We start from the raw sequence: 21,617 nt of genomic DNA on the forward strand, positions 1-21,617 counted from the left end.
TGTCATCAGCCCTCAGGGCTTTCCGCGAGCAGGGAGGCGAACATCTGGACGAAATTGGTGCCGTTCGATCCGTCCGGGTCGGCCATGTCGACCGTTGCGGCGAGGACCGAGTTGTCGTCGGGGCCGGCCCAGAGCGGCAGGATGCGGCCGAGGCCGCCCTGCGCCAGCATATCCGAAACCAGGGTGAATGCCGCGCGCGGGCGCATCAGGCGCAGCCAGTCGGGCGAGCCGGGGACGCGCGCTGCCGGCAGGGGGACTGCGAGTTTGGCGGCCATCAGCCTCCGGCGATATTGCTGCACGTCGGTCGAGTAGCCGTCGCGGAACACGGCATCGAAGGACGCGACGCTGAGCGCCCCGTCGAAGGTCATGCCACGGCGGCGGAAATGGCTGGCCCCGACCAGCGCATAGACGTCATCCACGATGATCGAGGTCGTGCGGATTGCCGCATCGCGGCCGGGAAAGCCGACCGGGTGGAAGGCGACGATACGCTGCCGGATGGCATCCTGCCGCGCTTCGCGCGCCGTCTTTTGGGCGTCGGTCTCGTTGTTGGGCGCATCGATGAGGCTGAGCGCGTTCACCGCCTCGACGCGGGCGGCAAAATGCTGGCGGGCGAAGCCGCCGAAGGCCGGGTCGATATCGGTCAGTTTCGGCGTGCAGATGATGACGCGTAGCGCTGGATTGGCCTGCAGGGCCGAACGCAGCGCCTCGACGAGGTCGAGTGGATTGGGCGCTCCGGTCGTCACCGCAGTGCGGGCAAATTGCGGACTTTCGACATAGACCAGTTCGCGGGCCTCGCGCAGCACGCGGCTGAGTGACCAGAGCGTGTCCCGTACGCCGCTTCGCGACACGAAGAATTCCCGCCGCACTTCGTCCACCACCCGATCGGCGGCGCTGGGCGGAATGGTGATAGCAACCGGCAGCCCGAAGGCGTCGACTATGGAATCGGCCACGTCGTCAGCAGTGACGGTCGTGGGGGAGAGGTCGATCTGCGGCAGGCTCAGTTCCGGCGTTTCGCAGACTGCTGCCACGGTTTGCAGGCACGCACCCACGCCGGTGAAGACGTCGGTCAGCGGCGTCTGTGGCGGCGTCATGTTGGGGCTGGCGAGGAGCAGCATCCAGCTCGGGCTCCCGACCGTACCCGGCAGCGGAATGATCGGCTGCACCCGTTTGCTCGCGTGACGCGCCGCATCGTACGCCAGCACCCCGCCGACACGGACACCCCCGGCATGGGTATCGCTGCCTGCGGGAAAGCCCGGATTGCCGTCCGTCGCCCGGTCGCAGAGCGTATCGCGTGACCATCGTGCGCCGCTGACCGCTGCCGACCAGCGCAGGGCGCCATTGCCGATAGCCGGGTCGTTGCCGCCGCGGGCGAGCACGGTTTCGAACCGCGCCATCATCGGCAGGCGCGGCCCCTGCCGTGGAACGGTCTCGGAGGCGAGGGCACGGACGAGGTCGATCGCCGAGTTCGGCGTGCCCGCCGGCGGCGTCACCGTACGCGGCACGCCGAAAAGCGGCACCGGTGCCACCGAGACGACCCAGGATGCTCCGGTCAGCATCGCCGCCATGAGATCGAGTGGCGGGGCGAAGACGTCGGGTGCGGGCGGCGGTGGTGTCGTGGCGACCGTGACAGGTATTGCTGCCCGCAGACGCCGGCGTCCAACGCGCGGTTGAACCACGATGTCGATGACAAGATTGGCCGCGTTCGGCATGGGCTGGTTGGTCGCCAGCGCCATGGGATTGGGTAGGAAAACCTGTGTCAGCTGCCCGGCTGCGGCGATCGAGGCGCCGCCATTGCCGCGGAGGAACGACGGGGCACTACCGATGGTGGCGATCTCGACGAAGGTGCGCGGATAGATGCGCACATGCGCGCCGTCGGGCACAGCGTTCGCGGGCAGGGTGACAACAACGTCACGCGTGCCGCTGAGCGCCGCCGTTACCCCTTGCGCGAAATTGGGCGTCGGCGCGGGAAAGTCCAGCATCGGTCCGGCAAAGGCCGGCCATTGCGGCCAGCGACCCGCGGCGCCGGGCAGGGGGACCGGCACGGCCGTATCGATCACGGGCGAGACTGCAAAGATCATCGGCGTGTCGCCCGGCGCCGATGGCTGGTTGATGACCTGCTCGGCAGTGGTGATCACGTCGATACCGTCGGCGAGATAGGTCAGCTCCACATTATCGCGCACCAGTGGCATGAGGCTCGCGGGCATCGTGCCGTCATCGCGCGGAACGTTGCGGAAGTTGGCGGTCGTGCGATTGCCGAGGATATGCCAGTCGGTATCCACCACTATCAGCCGGAAGAACTGGCGCGGCAGGTTGATGGCGGGATTGGGTTGAGGCAGCGGCGGAGGCGCGATGGGCACACGGCGCAACCAGCCATCCTCGCCCCAACCCCAGAGCAGGGGGCTCGGCCCCGAGCCGCCGATCTGGTTGCCCGCCGGTAGCGTGAGGAGCGGCGTATTGATGATCGCACCCTGAACGCCCGCGCCATCTATGAGGCTGAGTGTGCCGCCCGAAGGCCCGGGCGTGAAGGCCCAGCCGTGTGGGTCGACGAAATGCACGAGGTTGCTCGTCTGCGCGCCGGCCAGCGCGGCAATGCTGGCGACGCCGCCCGGGCCATTCGGTTGGGCGCGGAAGCGGGCATCGGCCAGGGCCGGCAGCGCCAGCAGCAGATCGGCAAAGATCGAGGCGACGGCGAGCGGGTCGATGATGAGACCGCGCGAGTCGTGGAACGAAATGGTGCCGGTTACCGGCATCTGCGTGTCGCATTCGTAGAATTCGGGTGACTGGTCGTTCGCCGCGCCGCGGATGATCATGGTGGCCGGTACGGGACGCACCTGCACCGGGCGTGGCTGCACGGGAAGCGAGGCCGGTAGCTGGATACCGGCCGGCTTGACCGGGCGCGGTTCTGGCGAGGCATAGCGCCAGCTCATGATCTGCTGCAGCCGGGCAAAGGCCTGCGGGTGGAAGCGATAGACGCCTGCTGAGCCGGTCAGCGGTCGCCCGCCGACATCGGCAAATTCGGATGCGTCGTCGACGAATTCGAGAATGCCGAGGAACGGAGCCCGGATCGGGCCGGTGATGTTGAGCGTCAGGGCATTGGCGTTGTAATCCCCCGCGGCGGGCGTGGTGTCGGCCCAGCGCTCGCACAGCAGCAGGTTGGTGAGCCCCAGGGTCATCAGGCCGCCATTGCGCAGCAGGCGCTGGGCATTGGGGGTGGTGAGGCTATCGAGCACGATCATCGGACGGCTCCTCCGGTATATTCGGCGTAGCGCCCATCGGGCGCGATGATCCGCAATTGCAGGCTGCGCACCGTGCCCTGCAGTCGCACCGCGAATTGCAGCGGCTTGCTGCCGGCGATGCGCGCGACCTCGATCGGATTGCGCGGATTGATGGGCAATTGCGTCGGGATGCTATGGAGGTCCGACGAATAGGTGCGCGTCGAGAGGGGCCTCAGGATGCTGCTCTGGAACGTGGCGCTGATCGCGAGGCGATAGGCGCCCTGCGGTGGCGGCGTCAGCGGCGCCGAGGTGCGGAAGGTCAGCCCGACGATCGGCGGCCGCGCCGGCTGGACATCGAAGATATCCGGGCGCACGAGGGCCGATCCGCCCTCGATGTCGAGGAAGCGTTCGGTCAACCGCCCCAGCGGATCGGTCAGCCGTATCGTGACTGCCAGCGCATCGGCGAGTGCAGCCCGGCTGACGGTGGCGTGGTAGGAAGCCGCTCCGCCCTCGTCTGTTCGCCATACTTGCGGATCGGAGCCGTAGGCAACCTTGTCCAGCGTGCTGGCAAAGGCCAGAAGCGCCTTCTCGCCCGGAGCATTGCGCTTCTGCGCCGAGACAACCAGCCGATGCGGCCCCAGGGGAGTCGGTGCGATCGGCGCGGTGCTGGTCCAGTTGAGGCGGATGGCGTTTGGGTCGCCACCCGGCCAGGTCGCGGTGATTGCGGAAAGGTCGGGCGGCCCGTTCGGCGGCAGCACCGCCGACACCAGGTGCGAGCCGGGCGACCGATCAACCAGCCCTCCGCGATAAAGGTCGGGGTGAGACCAGGCCACCGCCCGATACCAGACGCGCTTCCACGACCCGTCGGGATCGTCATGTCCGTTAGCGCTGACGAGATGCTCGACCTCGAAATGCTCGTCATAGACCGTTTCGTGCTGGTAGCTCGCCGTCGCGCCGTCAACCACGGCGACCGGCGGCCCCATCGTATCGACGTCAAGCGCTGCCTCCTCGACGCGCGTCCGGAAGAGCTCGTAACGCTGGACGCGCGGACCTGGATTGGATCGCAGCTCGATCCTGATCCGCTCGCGCTGCGGCACGGCGGTGGTATCAAGCACGCGGCGCACTTCGAGCGTGGGCGCGGTCGGCGTCAGCAGGCGGGGCGCGGCGACGCAATCGACCGTATTGTCCTCGAACATCGTATCGTGGACGGGCCAGACGCCCTCAACCCCGCCCGCACTGATCGGCAGGGCGACGTGGAGGTGGATGGCCGTCGACCCGCGCGGCAGCTTGACGTCGAGGCTGGTGCCCTCGGCGATCCGGTCGTTGACCTTCGTGAAGGTCCGGCGCGACGGGTTGGCGATGAATGCGTCCCGCAGCCGGATCATGCGCTGTTCGAGCGTGGCGCTGGGGCCAAGCTCAGCGATGCCGTTCTCATCGAGAATGGCGCTTTCGTCCGAGGCATAGAGATTGTAGCCGATGGCGCCCTGAGCCGGCTTCCACGCCACGCGATGGTGACAGAAGCCAGCGGCATCGGGGAGGCTCGAAAGCGGCACGACGACGCGCTCGATCGGCGGCGGCACCGGGTCCGAGGCATAGGTCAGGATGGGATTGGCCTGCCACGGCCCATAGCGATGCGGCGCGATCCGCTCCCGCGCCCTGATCCAGAGAGCAAGGCCGGCATGGGACGTGGCGCCGAAATCGACCGAGAAGCCTGGGATCGTGAGGCGATAGCGCCGCACCGCCTGCGCCGTATCTGGCCCCGGCAGGAATTCCGAGCCATCGGCCTTCATCGGCCGTATTTGCCCTTCCGAGATGTTCGCGGCATTGCCGTTGAACGAGACGCTTATGGCCGCGCCACCTCCGCCGAGATTGCGCGCCAGCCCGCCGGGTACCGACGTATCGGGCGCAGGCGAGTTGCGCAGCGGGGCGGCGAAGAGACGGCCGACAAGTGTGAAGCTTGATACCGATCGCACCCGCCAGTCCCAGGACAGGTCGATTTCCAGCACGCCCGGGCAGATTTTCCCCGAAGGCGGTGCAGTCGCCCGGAATGTCGCGGCCAGCACGCCGACATGATCGAGCCCTGGCTGCGTATCGACCCGCTCGGCCGTCGACCACGGGCTCCACATGCCGAAAATGTTCTGCGTCGAAACGGCATAGACCGTCTGCGCAGTCCCCGGATTGGGCGGGATCGGCAGGTCGCCGTCCGAGGCATGCGCCCATTCGGCTGCCTGCTGGTCGTCCTGCGGCGGGGCGTCGCCGCCGATGGGGCGATGCCCGCCGCTGTCGCGCTGTTCGAGCAGCAGGACCGGTTGTCCCGCCGGCGCCTGCGGCAGGCGCGCGGCGGCAAAGCTTGCGACGCGGAAGAGGCCGGTCGCCGGCAGCCGCGACCAGCTCGCGATCACCGAGGCGCGCCAGGCCTCGTCGGTCGCATAGGGGCGCTGCATGCCGGCAATATCGGTATCGAGCGCGGCCGGCACCGGCGGCATGGGAGGTGGTTGCGGGTCGAGCGCCAGCGCTGCCAGCTCGATGGGCTCGGAATTGCCGTCCAGCCCCTGCGCATAGGGCGCGGTGATCATGTAGTCGTAGATCTGCTTGCGATAGAGCTGGTCCTCGCCGGCGTCGAGCGCCGTGCCCATGCCAAGCGCCAGCGAGAAGAACGGGTCGATCGAGGCTGCGCTCATCGCCAGCGCGAATGGCGAGACGAGGCCGGTGCTGTCCGGTCCCGACATGCGCTGGCCCGCGCTGTTGACGGGTCTGGGCACCGTCACCTCGATGCGCGTCCCCGCCTGCTGCTCGGGCGGCAGCCGCAATATGTCGGCAAGCCGCGACAGTAGTTCGCGCTGGGCTTCCTCGATCAGGAGACCCGGATCAGGCCGCTCCCAGGCCGGCACCGCCATGCCATTGGCATAGTGCGGCCAGCCGATGGGCGGCGCGCCCCGGTCGAGCCGCGCCAGGGCGGCGGGTATGGGATCGCCGAGATCGGCCATCAACCCCTGTTTGTCGGTATGGCTGCCGATGGTCGACCACACGCCGAAATCATCGATGGGCAGGCCCACGACCTCCTGTTCGGTCCATTCATTGGGCTCGCCATATTGCTCGGCCGGAATGCCGGCGACTTCGCTGATATCGACCGAGCCGTAGATCATCGCCGTGGTCAGCAGCGGCCCGCGCAATTCGGCGGTGAAGGTGCCGGGTTGCAGCGATACCGTCGCCACCACATTCTGCGGCGATGGCACGCCACTGAAGGCATAGATCACCCCCTCCGAGGTCATCTCTCCCTTGATGCGCAGTACAGCCATCGGCGGGCCGTACCATTTGAGGATGAGAAGGTTGCCGTAGAGATAGCGGTCGAGCTGGTAGTCCATGATTTCGGGCTGCTGCTCGCCGTCACCGGCCTTGCGGCGCCAGACGGTAAAGGGGCCGGTGGGGAAGCCCGCCTTGCCGCTGACGGCCCAGCGCAGATGGACGCGCGGACGCGACCGGCGCAACGCCTCGTAGTCCGCGTCGGTGAAACCATCGAGGCCCGATCGGCGCACGACGCGCGTCCAGTCGATGAGGGCTGCCTCGACCGCGAAGAGCTTGGGATTGACGATGCGCTGGACCATCAATCCTCCTCCCAGGGTGCGTGGTCGAGCGCCACGCTGAAGATGCTGTGATAGGCATCCGTTGCCGCCGCCCCATCGAGGTAGGATTCCGTGAGCGCGATCCGCCGCAGCGACAGCCCGACGAGTTGGTCGCGTGCAGCAGGCAGCAGGGCGGCGATGACGCGGCGGCCGTCCTGGTCGGCAACTATGTCCCCGACAAAGACTTCTGAGCCCTGCGACTTGACGATTTCCAGCCAGCGGCGCGGGCGCAGTTCGACCCGGGTGATCGGGTCGGGCTCGGGGTCGGTAACTTCAACCGGCAGCAGCCAGTCGCGATAGAGCGGCTCGGGCGCCTCGATCATGATGCCCGAAGGCACGGCCGGCCCGCCGCCTGTCGTTGCTTCCCAGAAGATCGTGCAGCGCGTCGCGTCGCCCGGCTTGCGTCGTGGCAGTTCGGCCGCGGCCAGCGCATCCTCGAACTCGCCGCCCTGCGGCTGCCGTCCCGCGAAACCGGCGACGAGCGCGGTGATGCGTCCGGGCTTGGCGAAGCGTTGTTCGGGGCGCGTGCCGAGCAGGTCGCCCGCCAGGTCGGCCACGTCCTTGTATCGTCCGGTGCTGAAGGAGCGGCGCAGCACGAAGGGGCCACGCGCATCGGGCGGGGCGTCGATATCGACCAGCTCCACATCCATCAGGTAGTCGGTATAGGGATCGAGCGGGATCGGGATCTCGGCGATCTGGTGCTCGTAGCGATAGCCGTCCGCGGGCACGCAGGGCAGCCGGCGCTTGCGCTTGATCCTGCCGAATGGCCGCCCGGCCTCCAGCAGTCGTCCGCCCAGCGGCCAGCCGCCGATGAAGGGAGAGCCGGTCTGGTTGGCGAGGGCGTTGAAGGTGGCGTCGAACGGCGTCAGCACCGATCCTGCGACTGTCTGCAAAGCCTGCGGCGTCAGCAGGAAGGGATGCCCCACGCCCTGCGGAACCTCCGGCTGCCGGTAGGACGAGGCCTTGAACCGCACCTGCAGCCGCTTGCCATAGGTGGCGTAGAGCTTCTGCACATTGTTGTGCGAGAACGCGATCTTGATCGGCCCGCCGCCGAAGACGTGCTTTTCGCCCTCATGCGGCAGCGTGCAGAGCATATAGGGGTCGAGCCGCGCGGGCGCTTCGCTGCCCGGTATCGTGCGGAAGAAATAGCTTTCGGTGATCGGCTGGATCGGGTCGGTCGTGCCCTCCTTGTAGATCGAGCCGGTGACCTTGATCTCGTAGAGTGTATCGGGCAGCAGCAGCGCGCGGGCGGCGCTGTCGGCGCCGACCATCGTGGTCACCACCGAGCGCTGCTTGTCGAGGGTCGTGTCGTCATAGCTCTGCCGCTCGAACTCGCTCGCCCGCTGCGCCTCGACCACGGCCAGGTAGAACGGGCGGACATAGCTGCGCAGGCGCGTGCGCGGATCGATGCCGATGATGATCCGGTCCGCCTTCTGCGCACCCTTGATGTCGACGACGATGCCGACATATTCCTCGCGCCCGAGCTGTTCCTGGAAACGCAGGGCGTGGTCGACTTCGCGGAACCAGGGGCTCGTCGTCTTGGTCCAGGTGTCCGGCATCGCCTCGGACTCGACCGGCCGACGCTCGTCGTAGATTTCGCCATCCGGCATGATGCTGCGGATGACGAGCCCGTTGGTCTTGATCGCCTCATAGTTCACGAAGAGCAGCAGGCGGCCATATTCGAAGGGGCCGGGCGTCAGCACGATGGCGTTGTGCAGCTCGTCCGGCTTGAAGCCCAGCTTCTCCCAGGTCGCGTAGACCTGGTCCTTGTCCTTCTCGTTGCCGAGCGCGATCACCTCGCCGGTGTCGAGCATCGGGGCCGCGAGCGCCTTGGAGGTGCAGAGGCGCACGTCCGTGGGGTAGGCTTCCCGCGCCATTCCGGGATCGAAGACCGCGCCCAGCAACTCGCCGCGCGTGACCGGCTGGCCGGAATTCAGCCGGCTCATCAGCTCGACGAAGCTGAGCACGCCCGATGCCGGCGCGGCCGTGCGGTTGTGTCCGGTGATCACGGCATTACCGCTTGGGCGGCGCGTTCCCACGACGACAATCTCATCCCCATTCTGGTGGTCGCAGGCCACGCCGCGCCCCTGCACCTCGGCCGGAATGATGCCGCGCAGGGCGTCGATCGCCGGCATTCCGCAGCGCCAGGCCTCGTTGACGTCGAGCAGCAGGTCGGCTGGTCCGCTGCGATAGGTGCCGGAGGGGTCGGGCCACGCCTCGCCGCGCAGCACCCAGCCCGGTGGGGAAATGCCGTTGGGCGTATTCTCGAACGTCCAGAGGACGGGAGCAGGCGGCGCCGCCTCGTCGCAGATCGTGCCCCACATCTGTTCGACGCGCGTGTCCAGCAGCTCGTTGCGCTCGATAGCGACCGGCGCGGCCTCAGGCACCACCGAGAGCAGCGCCAGTTCGGCCGTCAGCGGCGTCGTGCCGTTCGGCACGCGCTTCCACCAGACAGCCGGCGTATCGCCCTCTGTCAGCGGCCCGACCAGTTCCACCGAGCTCAGCTCGTATTTGTAGCGCTTGTCGCTACGCGACACGAACCCGTCCATCGGCGTGCCCATCGGGCCCTGGTCGATCTTGCCGAAGAACAGCGTCTGGCCCGCCGCAACCGTCGGGGTGGCGCTCATGAGCAGCACCGGAATGGCGTCGATCGGCACGACCGGGGCCGTATCGGGTGAGCTGGAGGCTTCCGCGATGATGCCGTCGACCGGCATGGTGTCCACAGTCCCCACGACGCGCGCCGCCGTGCGGTTGACCAGGCTCACGCCCCGCATCAGGCTCGGCGGCGGCCCGTCGCCGGGTTTCTCGCCCAGCGAGAACTCGACGCAGCCTTCGACATCGAAGAACAGCAGTTCCACCTTGCCGCAGATTTCGCCCTCGATGCGGGCAATGTTGACGTCCGGCGTCGAGGGATCGGCATCGTTGTCGATCTTGCCGACGAAGGCCTTGAGCTTGGCATAGGCCTCGATGCTGACCACGAAGAGCCGCAACTCGCCGCGCAGGTAGATGCTGCCTGCGAGGTAGAACGGATCGAAGCCCAGAAGCGCATCCGCCCCGGCCGAGACGCGCGCATAGAGCCGGAGCGATCGGCTGCCCCAGGTGATAGAGGCATGGAGCCCGGTCACCACGGTAAAACCGTCCGGTATCCGCGCGCCCGAAGTGATGAGGTCCGTCGGTATCTCTGTCGCCGGCAATTGCTTGCCGCTCACCATCAGGTATGCGGAGCCGTCGAACACCTCGAATACCGAGGCCTGGATGCGGTCGCTGTAGCGGCCGAGGAAGACGTGCCAGTTCTGGATGTCGGTGAAGTCGAAGAACGCTTCGGTCGGAATGCGCACTTCGAGGAGAGGGGAGACCTTGAACTCGGCCACCACGCCCACGGTCATCAACCCGCGTCCGAGATCGAGGTCGATGACCGCCAGCAGCATGGCCTCGGCCGTTCCCTTGACCGGTAGCTTCGGGATGAGGATGTTGGCCTTCATCATCAGCAGCAGGCGCGGCCCGGGCAGTTCGAGGATCAGCATGCCCTTGAGGTTGAAGAGGAAGCCGCCTTCCATCGTGCCGAGCACTGCGCCGACGCCAAAGGCCCAGTGCTTGTCCGCCGCGCGCCAGAAATCGATATTGGTCGGGTCGCCACCCGTCGCGCGCAGCCAGGCAAGGGCGGGGGTCGGGTCGCCGGCGAACTGATCCTCCGTGCGGGTGAAGTTGACCCCAAGCAGCCCGAGGAAACCGAAAATCCCCAGCCCCGAATTGCCTAGCGGGATGCCGACCGGGAAATTGACCTCGATCGTCGTCAGCACGCCGGTCTTGGTCTCGCCGTCATCGGCCGTGAACTGCTCGATCTTGATCTTGGCCGCGATGCGCAGGCGCAGGGGGACCAGAGTGAGGTCGAGCGCGCCGGACATGGTCGAGTGGCCATCGGCCGTGTGCCCCAGCGAGAGGAAGCCGCTCCCCTTGAAGGCGCCTGGGATATCGACCCCAACGCCGAACGCGGTGATCTCCGGGTCTGCCCAGGGATCGAGCCTCAGCCGCACCGCGACGCGATCGATCGACACCACGCCGAGATCAATGGCGAGGCCGACATCGATCTCGAAGCTGAGCGGATTGGTGCGGGCGACGCGTGCACCGAGCACCTTCATGATCTTGCCGAGCGGTTCGGCCAGTTCGATGGCGCCGGGCCTGCCGATATCGATCGTATAGCCGCGCGAGGAATCGAATACGGGGCGGAAGCTGAAGGGCTGTTCGTTCTTGGCGGTGCTCAACCGCACGCCCAAAGCCTTGTAGCGCGCCGTGATCGGATTGGTCCGCGGCACGCGCAGCAGGCGGAACCCGCCGAGCTTGAGGTCGATGGACATCGCCGTCTCGACATCGAAAAGCAGGCTCGACTCCAGCCTGCCATCGCGATTGCGTGTGGCCAGTTCGACGCCGTAGAGCACGACGCGCTCGAAATTAAGCACGTCGTTGGCGCCGGTTCCCGAAAGCGCCGCCAGCGCATTGAGCGCGGCCGTTGCGCCCGAGAGCACCAGGTCCTCGACCGCGCCATCCGGCAACGGTCGCGCCCCGGTGGCGAGAACGGGCGTGAACATCGTCATCGCGCCCAGCGCGTTGCGGCCGCCATCGCCGTCGATCAGCGGCTCGCCCGGCAGTGTACCGGTCATCCAGAGGCCATCGCGGTCCGCCGGGTCGGCGCCGATGCTGGCGATCGAACTCCGGGTCTTCGTGCTCGGATCCTCCTGCCAGATGATGCGCAGGTCCGTCAGCCCGTCTCCCGGGTTCTGGTCGAGCCTTCGCAACTCCGGCTTGGGCGTTCCCTCGCGCAGATAGGTTTCCAGCGTCGTTTCGAAATCGAGCTTGCCGTAGAGCTCGGCGGCGATCAGCTCGTCGCGGACGATGCGGACCTTGACCCCCAGTGCCCGCAGGAAGCGCGGCGGGTCGGGCCGCGCCGGCTCGGGGTCGCGCACTTCCTCGAGCGTCACCTGCTGCAATGTGTCGGTCCGCACCGGCCGTTCGATCCGCGCGGTGGCCGTGATCCCGGGAATGCTGACGGCGGGGAAAGTCACATCCGCCCGCCACCAGTTTCGGCGCGTGGCGTCGTCCGTCGGGCCGCCCTGCGCCTCGGCAAAGCCGTGCGGCACGGTGGCGATGTTGCCGATGGCAAAGGAGGTGTTCTTGGCGATCAGCGCCTTCACTGCATCGGCGCGACGCTGCGAGAGTTGCAGGTTGTAGCTTGCATAGGTTTCGCCCGGGCCCATCGGCCCCTGCTTGCCGTCGTAGCTGGCATAGCCATCGATCGTGATGGGGCCGGCCGTGCCGGCCACGAGCGGGGCAAGCACATCCATCGCCTGGGTACCGCCGGACCAGGGTGCTTCCTCTGCCGAAGAGATGGCCGGCCCGGTATGGGTGTTCTCAGCATTGATGCCGTAGTCGGGGCCCGTGCCCTTCGGTGGCTTGTCGAACCGGAAATAGATCGGCTCGGTCTTGCTCGCCTGCGTCGTCGCATCGCGCTTCGCCGCCACATCCGCTGTGGCGCCCGCTGCCAGCGGCACCCGCAGTGTCGCGCCCACCGGCATCGGCTGCCCGCCGACCGTCCATTGCGTTGCCGCGCTGCTGGGCGAAATGCTGAGCACCACATCATTCTCGCCCTGTGTCAGGATCGAGAACTGCACGTCGGGGGCTGGGGCCCCGCCCCTCTGGGCGGATTGCGTCGCGATCTTGGCCTGCTCGATCGTGGTGATCGTCGTCGTCGAACTCCCCACCACCACATAGCGTGGCTGGCGCAGCGTCACGACGATGTCGAGCGTCTCTACCGGCGTATCCTGCCGCGCATCGCGCACCGTGATCCGCACCCGGCGCTGGGCAACCCCGGCAAGGTCGAGTTGGATGTGCTTGGCCGGCGCCGGGTTCTGGCCATCCACGGCGATCTGCACGTCATAGGGCGCGCGTCCGCCACGCAGGTCCACGACCATCATGGTCTTTTCGGGCACGGTCGCCGTAGCTGCAGCCGGATTGCTCCCGGGCGGCGTCGAGCGCGTCAGGCCATAGGCGTTTCCCGCGCTGTCGAAGAACCGCGCGCCCAGTTCTATGGGCGCCCCGCCCGTATCGAGAACGGCCAGCATGAAATCGCCGGTAATGCCGTGATCCGCCCCGATGCCGATGAGGAGATTGCTGGCCCCCGCCGTGACGGCGAAATCGTCCAGTCCCGGCGGCGCGACGAAGAGGCGGATTTCCGGCAGGTAGAGCCCGGTCCAGCTCTCGTCGAACCCGAACTGTGCCAGCACATCTGGAGGTGTCGAGGCATCGGAGAGGTCAAGGATCGCAGTGCGGAACCCGAAGCCGAACGACTCGCCCGGGCCGATAAAGGCATAGGGCGGGTCCATGCGCACCATCTCGGCCACGGCGAGATCGCCCGGATCGTCGAGCCCGCTGGCCCCGACCGAAAGCAATTGCGCCACGAGTGGCGCCGCCCCGTTCTGCTCGGGCCCCTGTCGCAACTGCACCTTTATGCGCGGCAGGATGAGGCGGACGCGCGGCTTGTCCGGATCGGGGATCAATATGCCGGCGGAATCGAGCTGCGCCCCGCGCAACCCGGGCACCACCAGCGTCGGGCCCTTGAACAGCAGATCGAGCGTGAAGGCTGTGCTCGGGGCATCGGAAGCGAGGCCATCGATCGGCGTCGCATCGATGGCGTTGAGCACCGCAGCACTCGGCGCGAAGGTATTGTCGCCGGCAAGCCCTGCCACCGCATTGTTGATCACCGCCGAGGCGTCGCGGGGCGCCGTCAGGCTGAACTCGATCTCGTTGTCGGCGAATTCGATGAAGGGGGCAGTCCGCGCCGGCTCGCTGCGCGGATGGCCCTCCTGGTTGCTGGCATTGCCGCCGAAGCCGAAGCTGCCCGTCAGCGGATCGAAGAACGGAGGGTCGATGCCGATGTCGCCGCTATACTTCGCCCGACCGCGCAGCACGATGCCGTCCTCGGCAAAGGCGATCTCGTATTCATGAACGTAGATGACCGAGAGGATGGCGTGGAGTGATCCAACCGGCTCCCCGCGCAGGATATACGGAGCAATAAGGTCGAATAAGGCGACAGAAAAACCCATTCGGCACCCTTAGGCTTGTGGCTTAGAGGGCAGGCTTGGCAGGCAACGTCGTCGTTAGAGTATCGAGCACACTAACCCGCTTTATCCGGGCTGACAAAAGCAAGTGTCCTAAATTTTTAGCCGAGATGGACAGAACGCCCGGTCTGGCAACCTAAGTAGTTCTCCAGACTACACAATCGTGTGCTTGTCCGTGCTCCGAGCCCGGTCCGGATGCCAAGTATCTCAAAACCCGAAGGTTCTCACCAAGACAGGTTTTCGTGGCGAGCCTAGCGTTCTCGCCTGCGCGGACCTGTTGATGAAGTCGCCCCGATTGCGGGGGCGCTGGCGGTCCTGTGACGCTTGGGGGATTGCCCAGAGATGGCCGAACAGATCGATGTCGTGAACTTCCTGGCTTTGCGTTCGGCGGCTTCGATGTCGCCAGACCTGAGCCGCTGGCGCTATATCCGCGATTGCGAATACATCCCCGAAATCCGCACGCCGATCGATCCCAAGGTCGGGCCGAAGCCGCCGCCAGCCCGCCGCGCCACTCATGGCATCGAGGATGTTGATCTCTTCTCCCCGACATCCCTCTCGCCGATCGGACGCCGGCTGGCGCAGCTCATCTTCGAGGCGCGCGCGGAGCCGGCCGATATCGTGCGCGAGATCGAGAACCAGCTCGTCGACGGCTTGATCTACGAGCTCGGCGCCGAGCGGCGCCTGCAGCTCGATCCTGTCATCGTGGCGCTCTCGACCATCGGGCCGATCGATGACGATCGCGCCGCCAAGATTCGCTATGCGGGCTCGCGCCTCACCTATATGCGCGACCAGGTGCTCTATATTTTGCCGGCGTCGCTCCAGGATTTGCCGCTGCCACTCAAGGCGCTGCTCGGGAGCATCCAGCCGATCCTCGCCAAGGCCGCCGCACCCGGCCAGCAGCTCGATGAAAACTGGCTGCCCAGCCTTGTCTGGGCCCTGCGCAATGCGGCCAACGTCCCCGAAAGCGGGTCACTGCTCGATGTCGTGCTGCAGTCCAATGGCCGCTATGCCGACGATTTCCTCTCGACCAAGCGCGTGCTTTTCGACGTCCTCTATGGCCTCTACATCCTGCGGCGCCGGGAACGGGTCGATCTCGAGCCGGTGCAGGATGCGCTGGCGCTGCTCCATATGCTCGAGAGGCTCGGTATTGCCGATTTCCTGATGCGCTCGGTGCAGGCGGGCCGCCTCCAGCCCGGCTATGAAGCCGTGCCGGCCATGCTTCATCCGGACCTGCGCGGCATCGACTTCGCAATGGGCGAGGCGCGCGAACGCATCGCGGCCTCGGGGCTCTTCGGACCTTCCGGGCCGGAGGAGCTGGCCAAGGGGCTGGCGGCCGAGCCGGTCATCCATCCCATCATCGCGCGGCTGCGGGGCAGTTTTGCGCCGTTCAACACCCTCCAGCCCATCGGGCTGGGCGATCTCAAGGTCGTCAAGCAGACCTTCCTCGGCTACCGCAAGAGCGGCATTGCCCATATCGAGACGGTGCTCGACGGCGAAACCAAGACGCGCACGCACCGCAACCTCTCGCGCGCCGAAGACACCTACACCCTCGATACCAGCAGCGAATCCGAGACTACCAAGGACCTGCAATCGACCAATCGCTTCGAGCTCAAGACCGAGGTCGAGGACATCATCAAGACCGATATCGGCGTCACCGCCAATACCAGCTTCACCTACAAGGGTAATCCAGTCATCGATGCCTCGATCGCGGCGGGGCTCTCCGTCAATACCGGACGCTCGGCTACCGAGCGCAGCAGTCGCAATTTCGTGGACGAAGTCATCTCCAAGGCCGTCTCGCGCATCCAGAGCAAGGTGGCCAGCCAGCGCACGCAGACGCGCATTTCGGAAAGCGAGGAAACCAACGTCCATTCCTTCGCCAATACCGGCGGGAACGGGCACATTTCCGGTTCATACCTCTGGCTGGACAAGGTCTATCGCGGGCAGATCTACAATTACGGCAAGCGCATGATGTTCGAATTCGTGCTGCCCGAGCCGGCGCAGTTCTACGTCGAGGCGCGGTTGCAGACCTATGTCGAGGAACTAGGCCTGCCCGACTACCCGATGCCGGGCGACGACATCGAGACGACCAAGATGCCGATCTCCGATCCGGGCGAGATCACGGAGGCCGAGTTCGAGAAGCTCTCGGCTAGTTTCGACCTCACGCAATTCGCGCCCTATCCGCCCGCCATCATCGAGAACGTCCAGATCAAGCCTGTTGGCGGCGACGGCTTCTTCCGCAAGCAGTCCGAATATGACCTCACCAAGCCGGTCCTCACCGAGAGCTTCTCGGCGGACCTGGGCAGCCCGGTGGATGTCGATGGCTATGTGCTCCGCTCCATCCACCTCGATGGCGAAGCCGATTTCGTCAACCGGAACGAATGGCAGGCCGATTACCAGAACACGCTGAACCTCTGGATCAACCAGGTCATGCTGTTCCACCGGATCGACGAGACGCGGATGCATTGGGGCGACATCAACGCGCTGGGCACGCCCGTGGCCAACGTCGCGACGCCCCAGCTCGCCTACCACTCGGTGCCTTCGGGCATGCTGCTGCGCAACATCACCGTCAAGATCGAGACCAAGACCTGCAAGACGCATACGCTGACCATCACCGCCAGCCTCTCGCGCACGCCCCAAAAGCTCGCGACCTGGCAGCGTGCCGTCTATAACGAGATCGCCCGCAAGGTGGACCAGCAGAATAACGGCACCGCCAGCGCCGATCTCGATGCGCGCCGCACCGCTTATCGCAAGACGCTCGAAGAGCTCAAGAAGGGCAAGTCGATCAACGAGATCATCCAGGGACGCTCCGAATCCTGGAACGACCAGCAGATCCGCCGCGAGCTCAAGCGGCAATGCGTGGCCGTCGTCGCCAAGGAGTTCGACGAGGACGCCAGCCAGGACCTGCTTCCACAAATGGGCGGCATGGGGCAACGCCCCATCGACGTGGCCTTCCCCAGTCTCAACATCCAGCCGGGCTCGGCGCCCGATGGCGTGGTGAGTGAAGCCAGCGCGGCCTTCGCCGACCGCAACCCGCAGCCCATCACGTTCAGCGCCATGCGGCTCGATGAGGCCGCCGAGCGCGGCCGGCTCGTGCAATTCCTCGAACAGGCCTTCGACTGGCAGCACCTCTCCTACCTTTTCTACCCCTATTTCTGGGCACGCATGCCCATGTGGCTGCAATTGATGAACCGCGACGATCCGGCCGATCCGCTCTTTACCGAGTTCCTGCAGGCCGGCTCGGCCCGCGTGCTGCTGGCGGTCAAGCCGGGCTACGAAAATGCGGTGCTGCATTTCCTCGCCACGCGCGAGCCCTGGCTGGGCGGCGCCTCCCCGGTTATCGGCGATCCGCTCTACCTGCCGCTCTATGAGGAAGTGCGTGATCGGCAGGATGATCTGGCAGGCGCCGAGCCGGTCGGGGACAGCTGGGAATTCACACTGCCCACTTCGCTGGTCTACCTGCAAAGCACCGCCTACCCGCTGCCCATGGAATATCCCGCTTCCGAGGATAGCTGACCGTCGGTGGCGCTCCGTGACCCAGATCGATGTCACCCTCATTGATCGCAACCGGCTCTTTGACGAGTCGGTTGCTGCCTGGTCCCCCTCCGGCGCGGCCATATCCAAGGCCGAGCAACGCTGGGGCCAGCTCTGGGCGAACTACAAGAGCAAGCTGCCGCTACGCGGCACCCATGCCGGCGAGCGGCTGCTGCGCATCTCCGTCACGGTTCACACCGAAGACCCTTCGGTCGTCTTCCTCAACGACGTGGTGGAGGTCCCCTTCGGTCCCGATTTCTTCCGGCAGCTCGTGCGCTTCTATGGCCGCTACGGCTGGGAGGGCGTTGACAGTCTCATCGCCAGCCTCGTCTCGCAGACCGAGACGGTGAAGACGCTCATCGGCGCCGCGATCGTCGAGCTCGAAACCCTCATCGCTCCGGCCCTCATCAGGATCGAAAGCGCCGCCACCGCGCTGGCCAAGGACCAGACCGGCATCATGCTCGATCTGGTCGCGAGCCACGAAGGCCTCTTCCACAAAGACGAATACTGGAAGGGCTGGCGCCTGCCGACCGGCGAGGGAACCGATCAGGTGCGGGCCAAGCTCCAGGACATCCGCCGGGTGCAGCGCAACATCGCCTCGCTCCAGCCCAAGATCGACGAGCGGATCAGGGCCGATGGCGGCGACAGCAAGACCGTCCAGCGCAAGCGGCGGCGCGATGCCTATCGGCGTCTGCTGGCCGAGCAGTGGGAAGGACCGCAGCGCGCCAATTTCGAAAAACTCGGCCGGTTGCAGGAAGAGCTGGGCATCCTCTGTCCCCCCGCCAGTCTCATCGTCGATGATCTCGACGACACGATCTTTGAATGGCTCGACCTGGCCAGCGCGCGCAAAAGCACCAATACCGTCATCAAGAACCGCAGCATCGCCGTGGAGGTCGATTATGGCGGCCGCATGCATGCTGCCGTCGTCACCCTCAAAAAGGCGCTGTCGCTGACGGCCACCTCGCTCTCCAACCCCGGCATGAGCGCCACGATCTTCGAGTTGCTGGATCAGGCGCCCGAAAGGCGCTGGCGTGCCGGCGGCCTCCATGCCGGCGTCATCGCAGAGGCCGCACGGATGGAAAAGCTGACCGAGAAGACCTCGTCCTATTTCTCCGTCAACCGCATCCTCGGGCGCGACGCCATCCTCCTCCAGACCCTCGATCGGATCGCCACTACCCAGACCGGCTCATTCGAGCAGATGGTCGCCTTCCACTACCTGCTGGACTTGAAGCGCGATCTCGCGCGCAAGCGGCAGGACGACGCCTTCTACGAGAGCGTCTGGCACTTCGTCGAGCAATCCGTCGCCGCCGCTGCGCTGCTGATCGCCGTGCTCAGCATCCCCTTCGGCGCCGGTGAGATCGCAGTCCCCGCCGCCATGACCGCGTTCCTCTCGACGCTCGGCACCGTCACCGCCATCCTCTCGATTGCCATGCTGGCGCGCCATGTCGCCAATGCCCTCGGCGAGCTGGGCGGGGCTTCGGGCACCATTGCCAACGTGCTCGTCGATACCGGCATGAAGGATGCCGAGGCCATGCAGCAGCTCAGCCAGGTGCTCTGTCGCCACCGGCTCCTCCTCAAGTCCATCACCACGGATCTCCTCAAGGAGGTCGCCGCCATGGCGCTGGCCCACAAGCTGAAGCCGCTTTCCTATGCGTTGCAGATCCGCGGCCATTACTACGATCTGGAGGCGGTCGGTGCCCCAATCTGATGGAGCAGAGCGATGAGCGCCCCCGCGCGGCCGGGCATTAAGGGCGGGGTGATCGAGGCGGCGAACGCGCTCGTCAAGGACGTGCTGCATATCGCCGAGACCGAGCCGCCCGTTTCGCGTGGCGGCAAGAAGTTCGTCATCGACAAGGTCGAAGACCTCAACGTCCTCATCAAGCGCGTTGCCACGCGCCGCGCGCTCAGGCAATTGAACATGGAGCATGAGGAGCAGTTCGTCGCCGCCCTGCGCGAAACGGAAAGGCGGCTGGCCAGCCAGGTCGCAACCGTCGACCAGATGGTCGGCACGTTCCTCGAAGTCGTCGGCGCCCAGCACGATATCGTCGTCGGCATCCGCGACGGCCTGATCGACGTCAACCTCGAAGCCCTGGTCTATGCGCATCTGCGCGGCGAATCCTGCTTCATCGCCGCCGGCACCAGTTTCGAGAAAGCGCTGGCGCTACCCTTCGAGCAGGCCGCCGGGCGGAGCGCCATGCCGACCAGGGGCGGCGGACGCTTCGGTCCTTCCCTCAAGCAGAACTTCCTCGAGAAGCTGAGTAGCGAAGAACTCGATGCCATCGCCAGGGAGCGGCTGGGCTGGATAGATCGCCGACAGATCGTCCCCATGCGCGATGTCATGATAGATGGCCTCGAATTCGCCGACCGCGCGACGATGCTGCGCCTCGCCAACGGCAAATGGCTGCTGCTGCTCTCCGAGGAGTACAAGACCATCGGCTCGGGCGGCATCAATCCCCAGGTCTCGATCCGCGACAACCGGCTGTTCAACGAACTCGTGCACCCCGATTCCGAGTTTTCGTTCAACTATTCGGGCAGCGGCAAACCGGATACGATCCGCCTGGGCGACGTCCTCATCAGCGCCGCCACCTCCTCCAGCGATAAGCTCGGCATCAAGGCCGGCAATCGCGAGCGCTACGAGATGCGTTTCCTCAAGGGCACCAAGGGCGTCATCGAGCGCAAGGCGCAATGGGGCGAGGTCGTGGAGGTCGATCAATCGACGCGTGAAATGTTCCTCTTCGTCGGCCTGCAATATCCGTCCAACAGCATCCGCGCCATGTTCGAAACCATCTGGGCCGGCGCTCCCGCGCCCTGAGCGGCGCGAATTAGGTGTGGCTAGCGCCGCTTCTCGCCAATATCCGGATTGAGCAATCCGCCCCGATGGGGACAATGCCCGCAGGATGCGGAAACAGCCCCCGGGGATTCGCGCGCAGTCGCGACCGTCGCGGTTTTCCGCCCGCGCCAGCGCTAACCCGCCGGAGCCTCGAACACGAAAGGAACACCACATGCGTACTCGCGCAGCCGTTGCCCTTGCCGCCGGCAAGCCCCTCGAAATCATGGAAGTCGAGCTGGAGGGACCGAAGGCGGGCGAGGTGTTGGTGGAAATCAAGGCCACGGGGCTTTGCCATACCGACGAGTTCACCCGTTCGGGCGCTGACCCCGAAGGCATCTTCCCCTGCATTCTCGGCCATGAGGGCGCGGGCATTGTGGTCGAAGTCGGCGAGGGTGTCACCACGCTCAAGCCGGGCGACCACGTCATTCCGCTCTACACCCCCGAATGCCGCGAATGCCCGTCCTGCCTGTCCGGCAAGACCAATCTCTGCACCGCCATTCGCAATACGCAGGGCCAGGGCCTGATGCCTGACGGCACCACGCGTTTCCGCATGCTCGATGGCACGCCGATCTACCATTACATGGGCTGCTCGACCTTCGCCAACCACACGGTCCTGCCCGAGATCGCCCTCGCCAAGGTGCGCGACGACGCGCCCTTCGACAAGATCTGCTATATCGGCTGCGGCGTAACCACCGGCATTGGCGCGGTCATCAACACGGCCGGCGTCGAGATCGGCTCGACTGCCGCCGTCTTCGGTCTGGGCGGCATCGGCCTCAACGTCATCCAGGGCCTGCGCATGGCCGGGGCCGACATGATCATCGGTGTCGATCTCAATGACGGCAAGGCCGAGATGGCCCGCAAGTTCGGCATGACGCACTTCGTCAATCCCTCCAAGATCGAGGGCTCGGTCGTCCAGCACATCGTCAACCTCACCAAGAAGGGCGCCGACCAGATCGGCGGCGTCGACTATTCGTTCGATGCCACCGGCAATGTGAAGGTGATGCGCGATGCCCTCGAATGCTCGCACCGCGGCTGGGGCGTGTCGGTCATCATCGGCGTGGCTCCGGCGGGCGCCGAAATCTCCACCCGTCCGTTCCATCTCGTCACCGGCCGCACCTGGAAGGGCACCGCGTTCGGCGGCGCCAAGGGCCGTCGTGACGTGCCGAAATTCGTCGATTGGTACATGGACGGCAAGATCGAGATCGATCCGATGATCACCCACAAGCTCAAGCTCGAGGAGATCAACCACGGGTTCGACCTCATGCACGAGGGGAAGTCCATCCGCGCCGTCGTGGAGTTCTGATCG

7 protein-coding genes are annotated in these 21,617 nt (G+C 66.1%); 4 read left to right on the forward strand and 3 right to left on the reverse strand.

What is annotated here, in order from left to right:
• Nucleotides 1-5: 5 nt before the first annotated feature.
• From JNE37_RS12245 to JNE37_RS12255, 3 genes are read right to left on the reverse strand one after another with little or no spacing between them, the layout of a single operon-like run.
• A complete protein-coding gene (locus tag JNE37_RS12245) occupies nt 6-3,236 on the reverse strand; it encodes a phospholipase D-like domain-containing protein (protein WP_203063002.1) in 3,231 nt (1,076 codons plus the stop codon).
• Nucleotides 3,233-6,820, reverse strand: a complete 3,588-nt coding sequence (locus tag JNE37_RS12250; RefSeq protein WP_203063003.1) for a hypothetical protein — start codon at nt 6,818-6,820, stop codon at nt 3,233-3,235. Before JNE37_RS12250 ends, JNE37_RS12245 begins: the two co-directional genes overlap by 4 nt.
• A complete protein-coding gene (locus tag JNE37_RS12255) occupies nt 6,820-13,935 on the reverse strand; it encodes a DUF6603 domain-containing protein (RefSeq protein WP_203063004.1) in 7,116 nt (2,371 codons plus the stop codon). The genes JNE37_RS12250 and JNE37_RS12255 overlap by 1 nt, the downstream gene beginning before the upstream one ends.
• 357 nt (nt 13,936-14,292) lie before the next feature.
• Here JNE37_RS12255 and JNE37_RS12260 point away from each other — a divergent pair, with 357 nt between their 5' ends.
• The 4 genes from JNE37_RS12260 to JNE37_RS12275 all read left to right on the forward strand — a co-directional run bounded on the left by JNE37_RS12260 (nt 14,293) and on the right by JNE37_RS12275 (nt 21,614).
• Nucleotides 14,293-17,463, forward strand: a complete 3,171-nt coding sequence (locus JNE37_RS12260) for a hypothetical protein (RefSeq protein ID WP_203063006.1) — start codon at nt 14,293-14,295, stop codon at nt 17,461-17,463.
• A gap of 16 nt (nt 17,464-17,479) precedes the next feature.
• Entirely contained in the window at nt 17,480-19,189 is a 1,710-nt protein-coding gene (locus JNE37_RS12265) for a hypothetical protein (RefSeq protein WP_203063008.1), read from the forward strand.
• Nucleotides 19,190-19,201: 12 nt separating this feature from the next.
• Nucleotides 19,202-20,293: a hypothetical protein gene (locus tag JNE37_RS12270; RefSeq protein WP_203063010.1), complete on the forward strand. Its 1,092-nt coding sequence runs from the start codon at nt 19,202-19,204 to the stop codon at nt 20,291-20,293.
• Between the two features lie 190 nt (nt 20,294-20,483).
• Nucleotides 20,484-21,614 carry an S-(hydroxymethyl)glutathione dehydrogenase/class III alcohol dehydrogenase gene (locus JNE37_RS12275; RefSeq protein WP_203063012.1) on the forward strand — a complete coding sequence of 377 codons (1,131 nt, stop codon included), beginning with the start codon at nt 20,484-20,486 and terminating at the stop codon, nt 21,612-21,614.
• Nucleotides 21,615-21,617 lie beyond the last annotated feature (3 nt).

The organism is Paradevosia shaoguanensis (assembly GCF_016801025.1).
GTDB classification, from domain to species: domain Bacteria; phylum Pseudomonadota; class Alphaproteobacteria; order Rhizobiales; family Devosiaceae; genus Paradevosia; species Paradevosia shaoguanensis.

Coding starts and splice junctions, on each gene's coding strand:
- JNE37_RS12245 (WP_203063002.1), bottom strand. CDS start 3,236: ATGATCGTGCTCGATAGCCTCACCACCCCCAATGCCCAGCGCCTGCTG.
- JNE37_RS12250 (WP_203063003.1), bottom strand. CDS start 6,820: ATGGTCCAGCGCATCGTCAATCCCAAGCTCTTCGCGGTCGAGGCAGCC.
- JNE37_RS12255 (WP_203063004.1), bottom strand. CDS start 13,935: ATGGGTTTTTCTGTCGCCTTATTCGACCTTATTGCTCCGTATATCCTG.
- JNE37_RS12260 (WP_203063006.1), top strand. CDS start 14,293: ATGGCCGAACAGATCGATGTCGTGAACTTCCTGGCTTTGCGTTCGGCG.
- JNE37_RS12270 (WP_203063010.1), top strand. CDS start 19,202: ATGAGCGCCCCCGCGCGGCCGGGCATTAAGGGCGGGGTGATCGAGGCG.
- JNE37_RS12275 (WP_203063012.1), top strand. CDS start 20,484: ATGCGTACTCGCGCAGCCGTTGCCCTTGCCGCCGGCAAGCCCCTCGAA.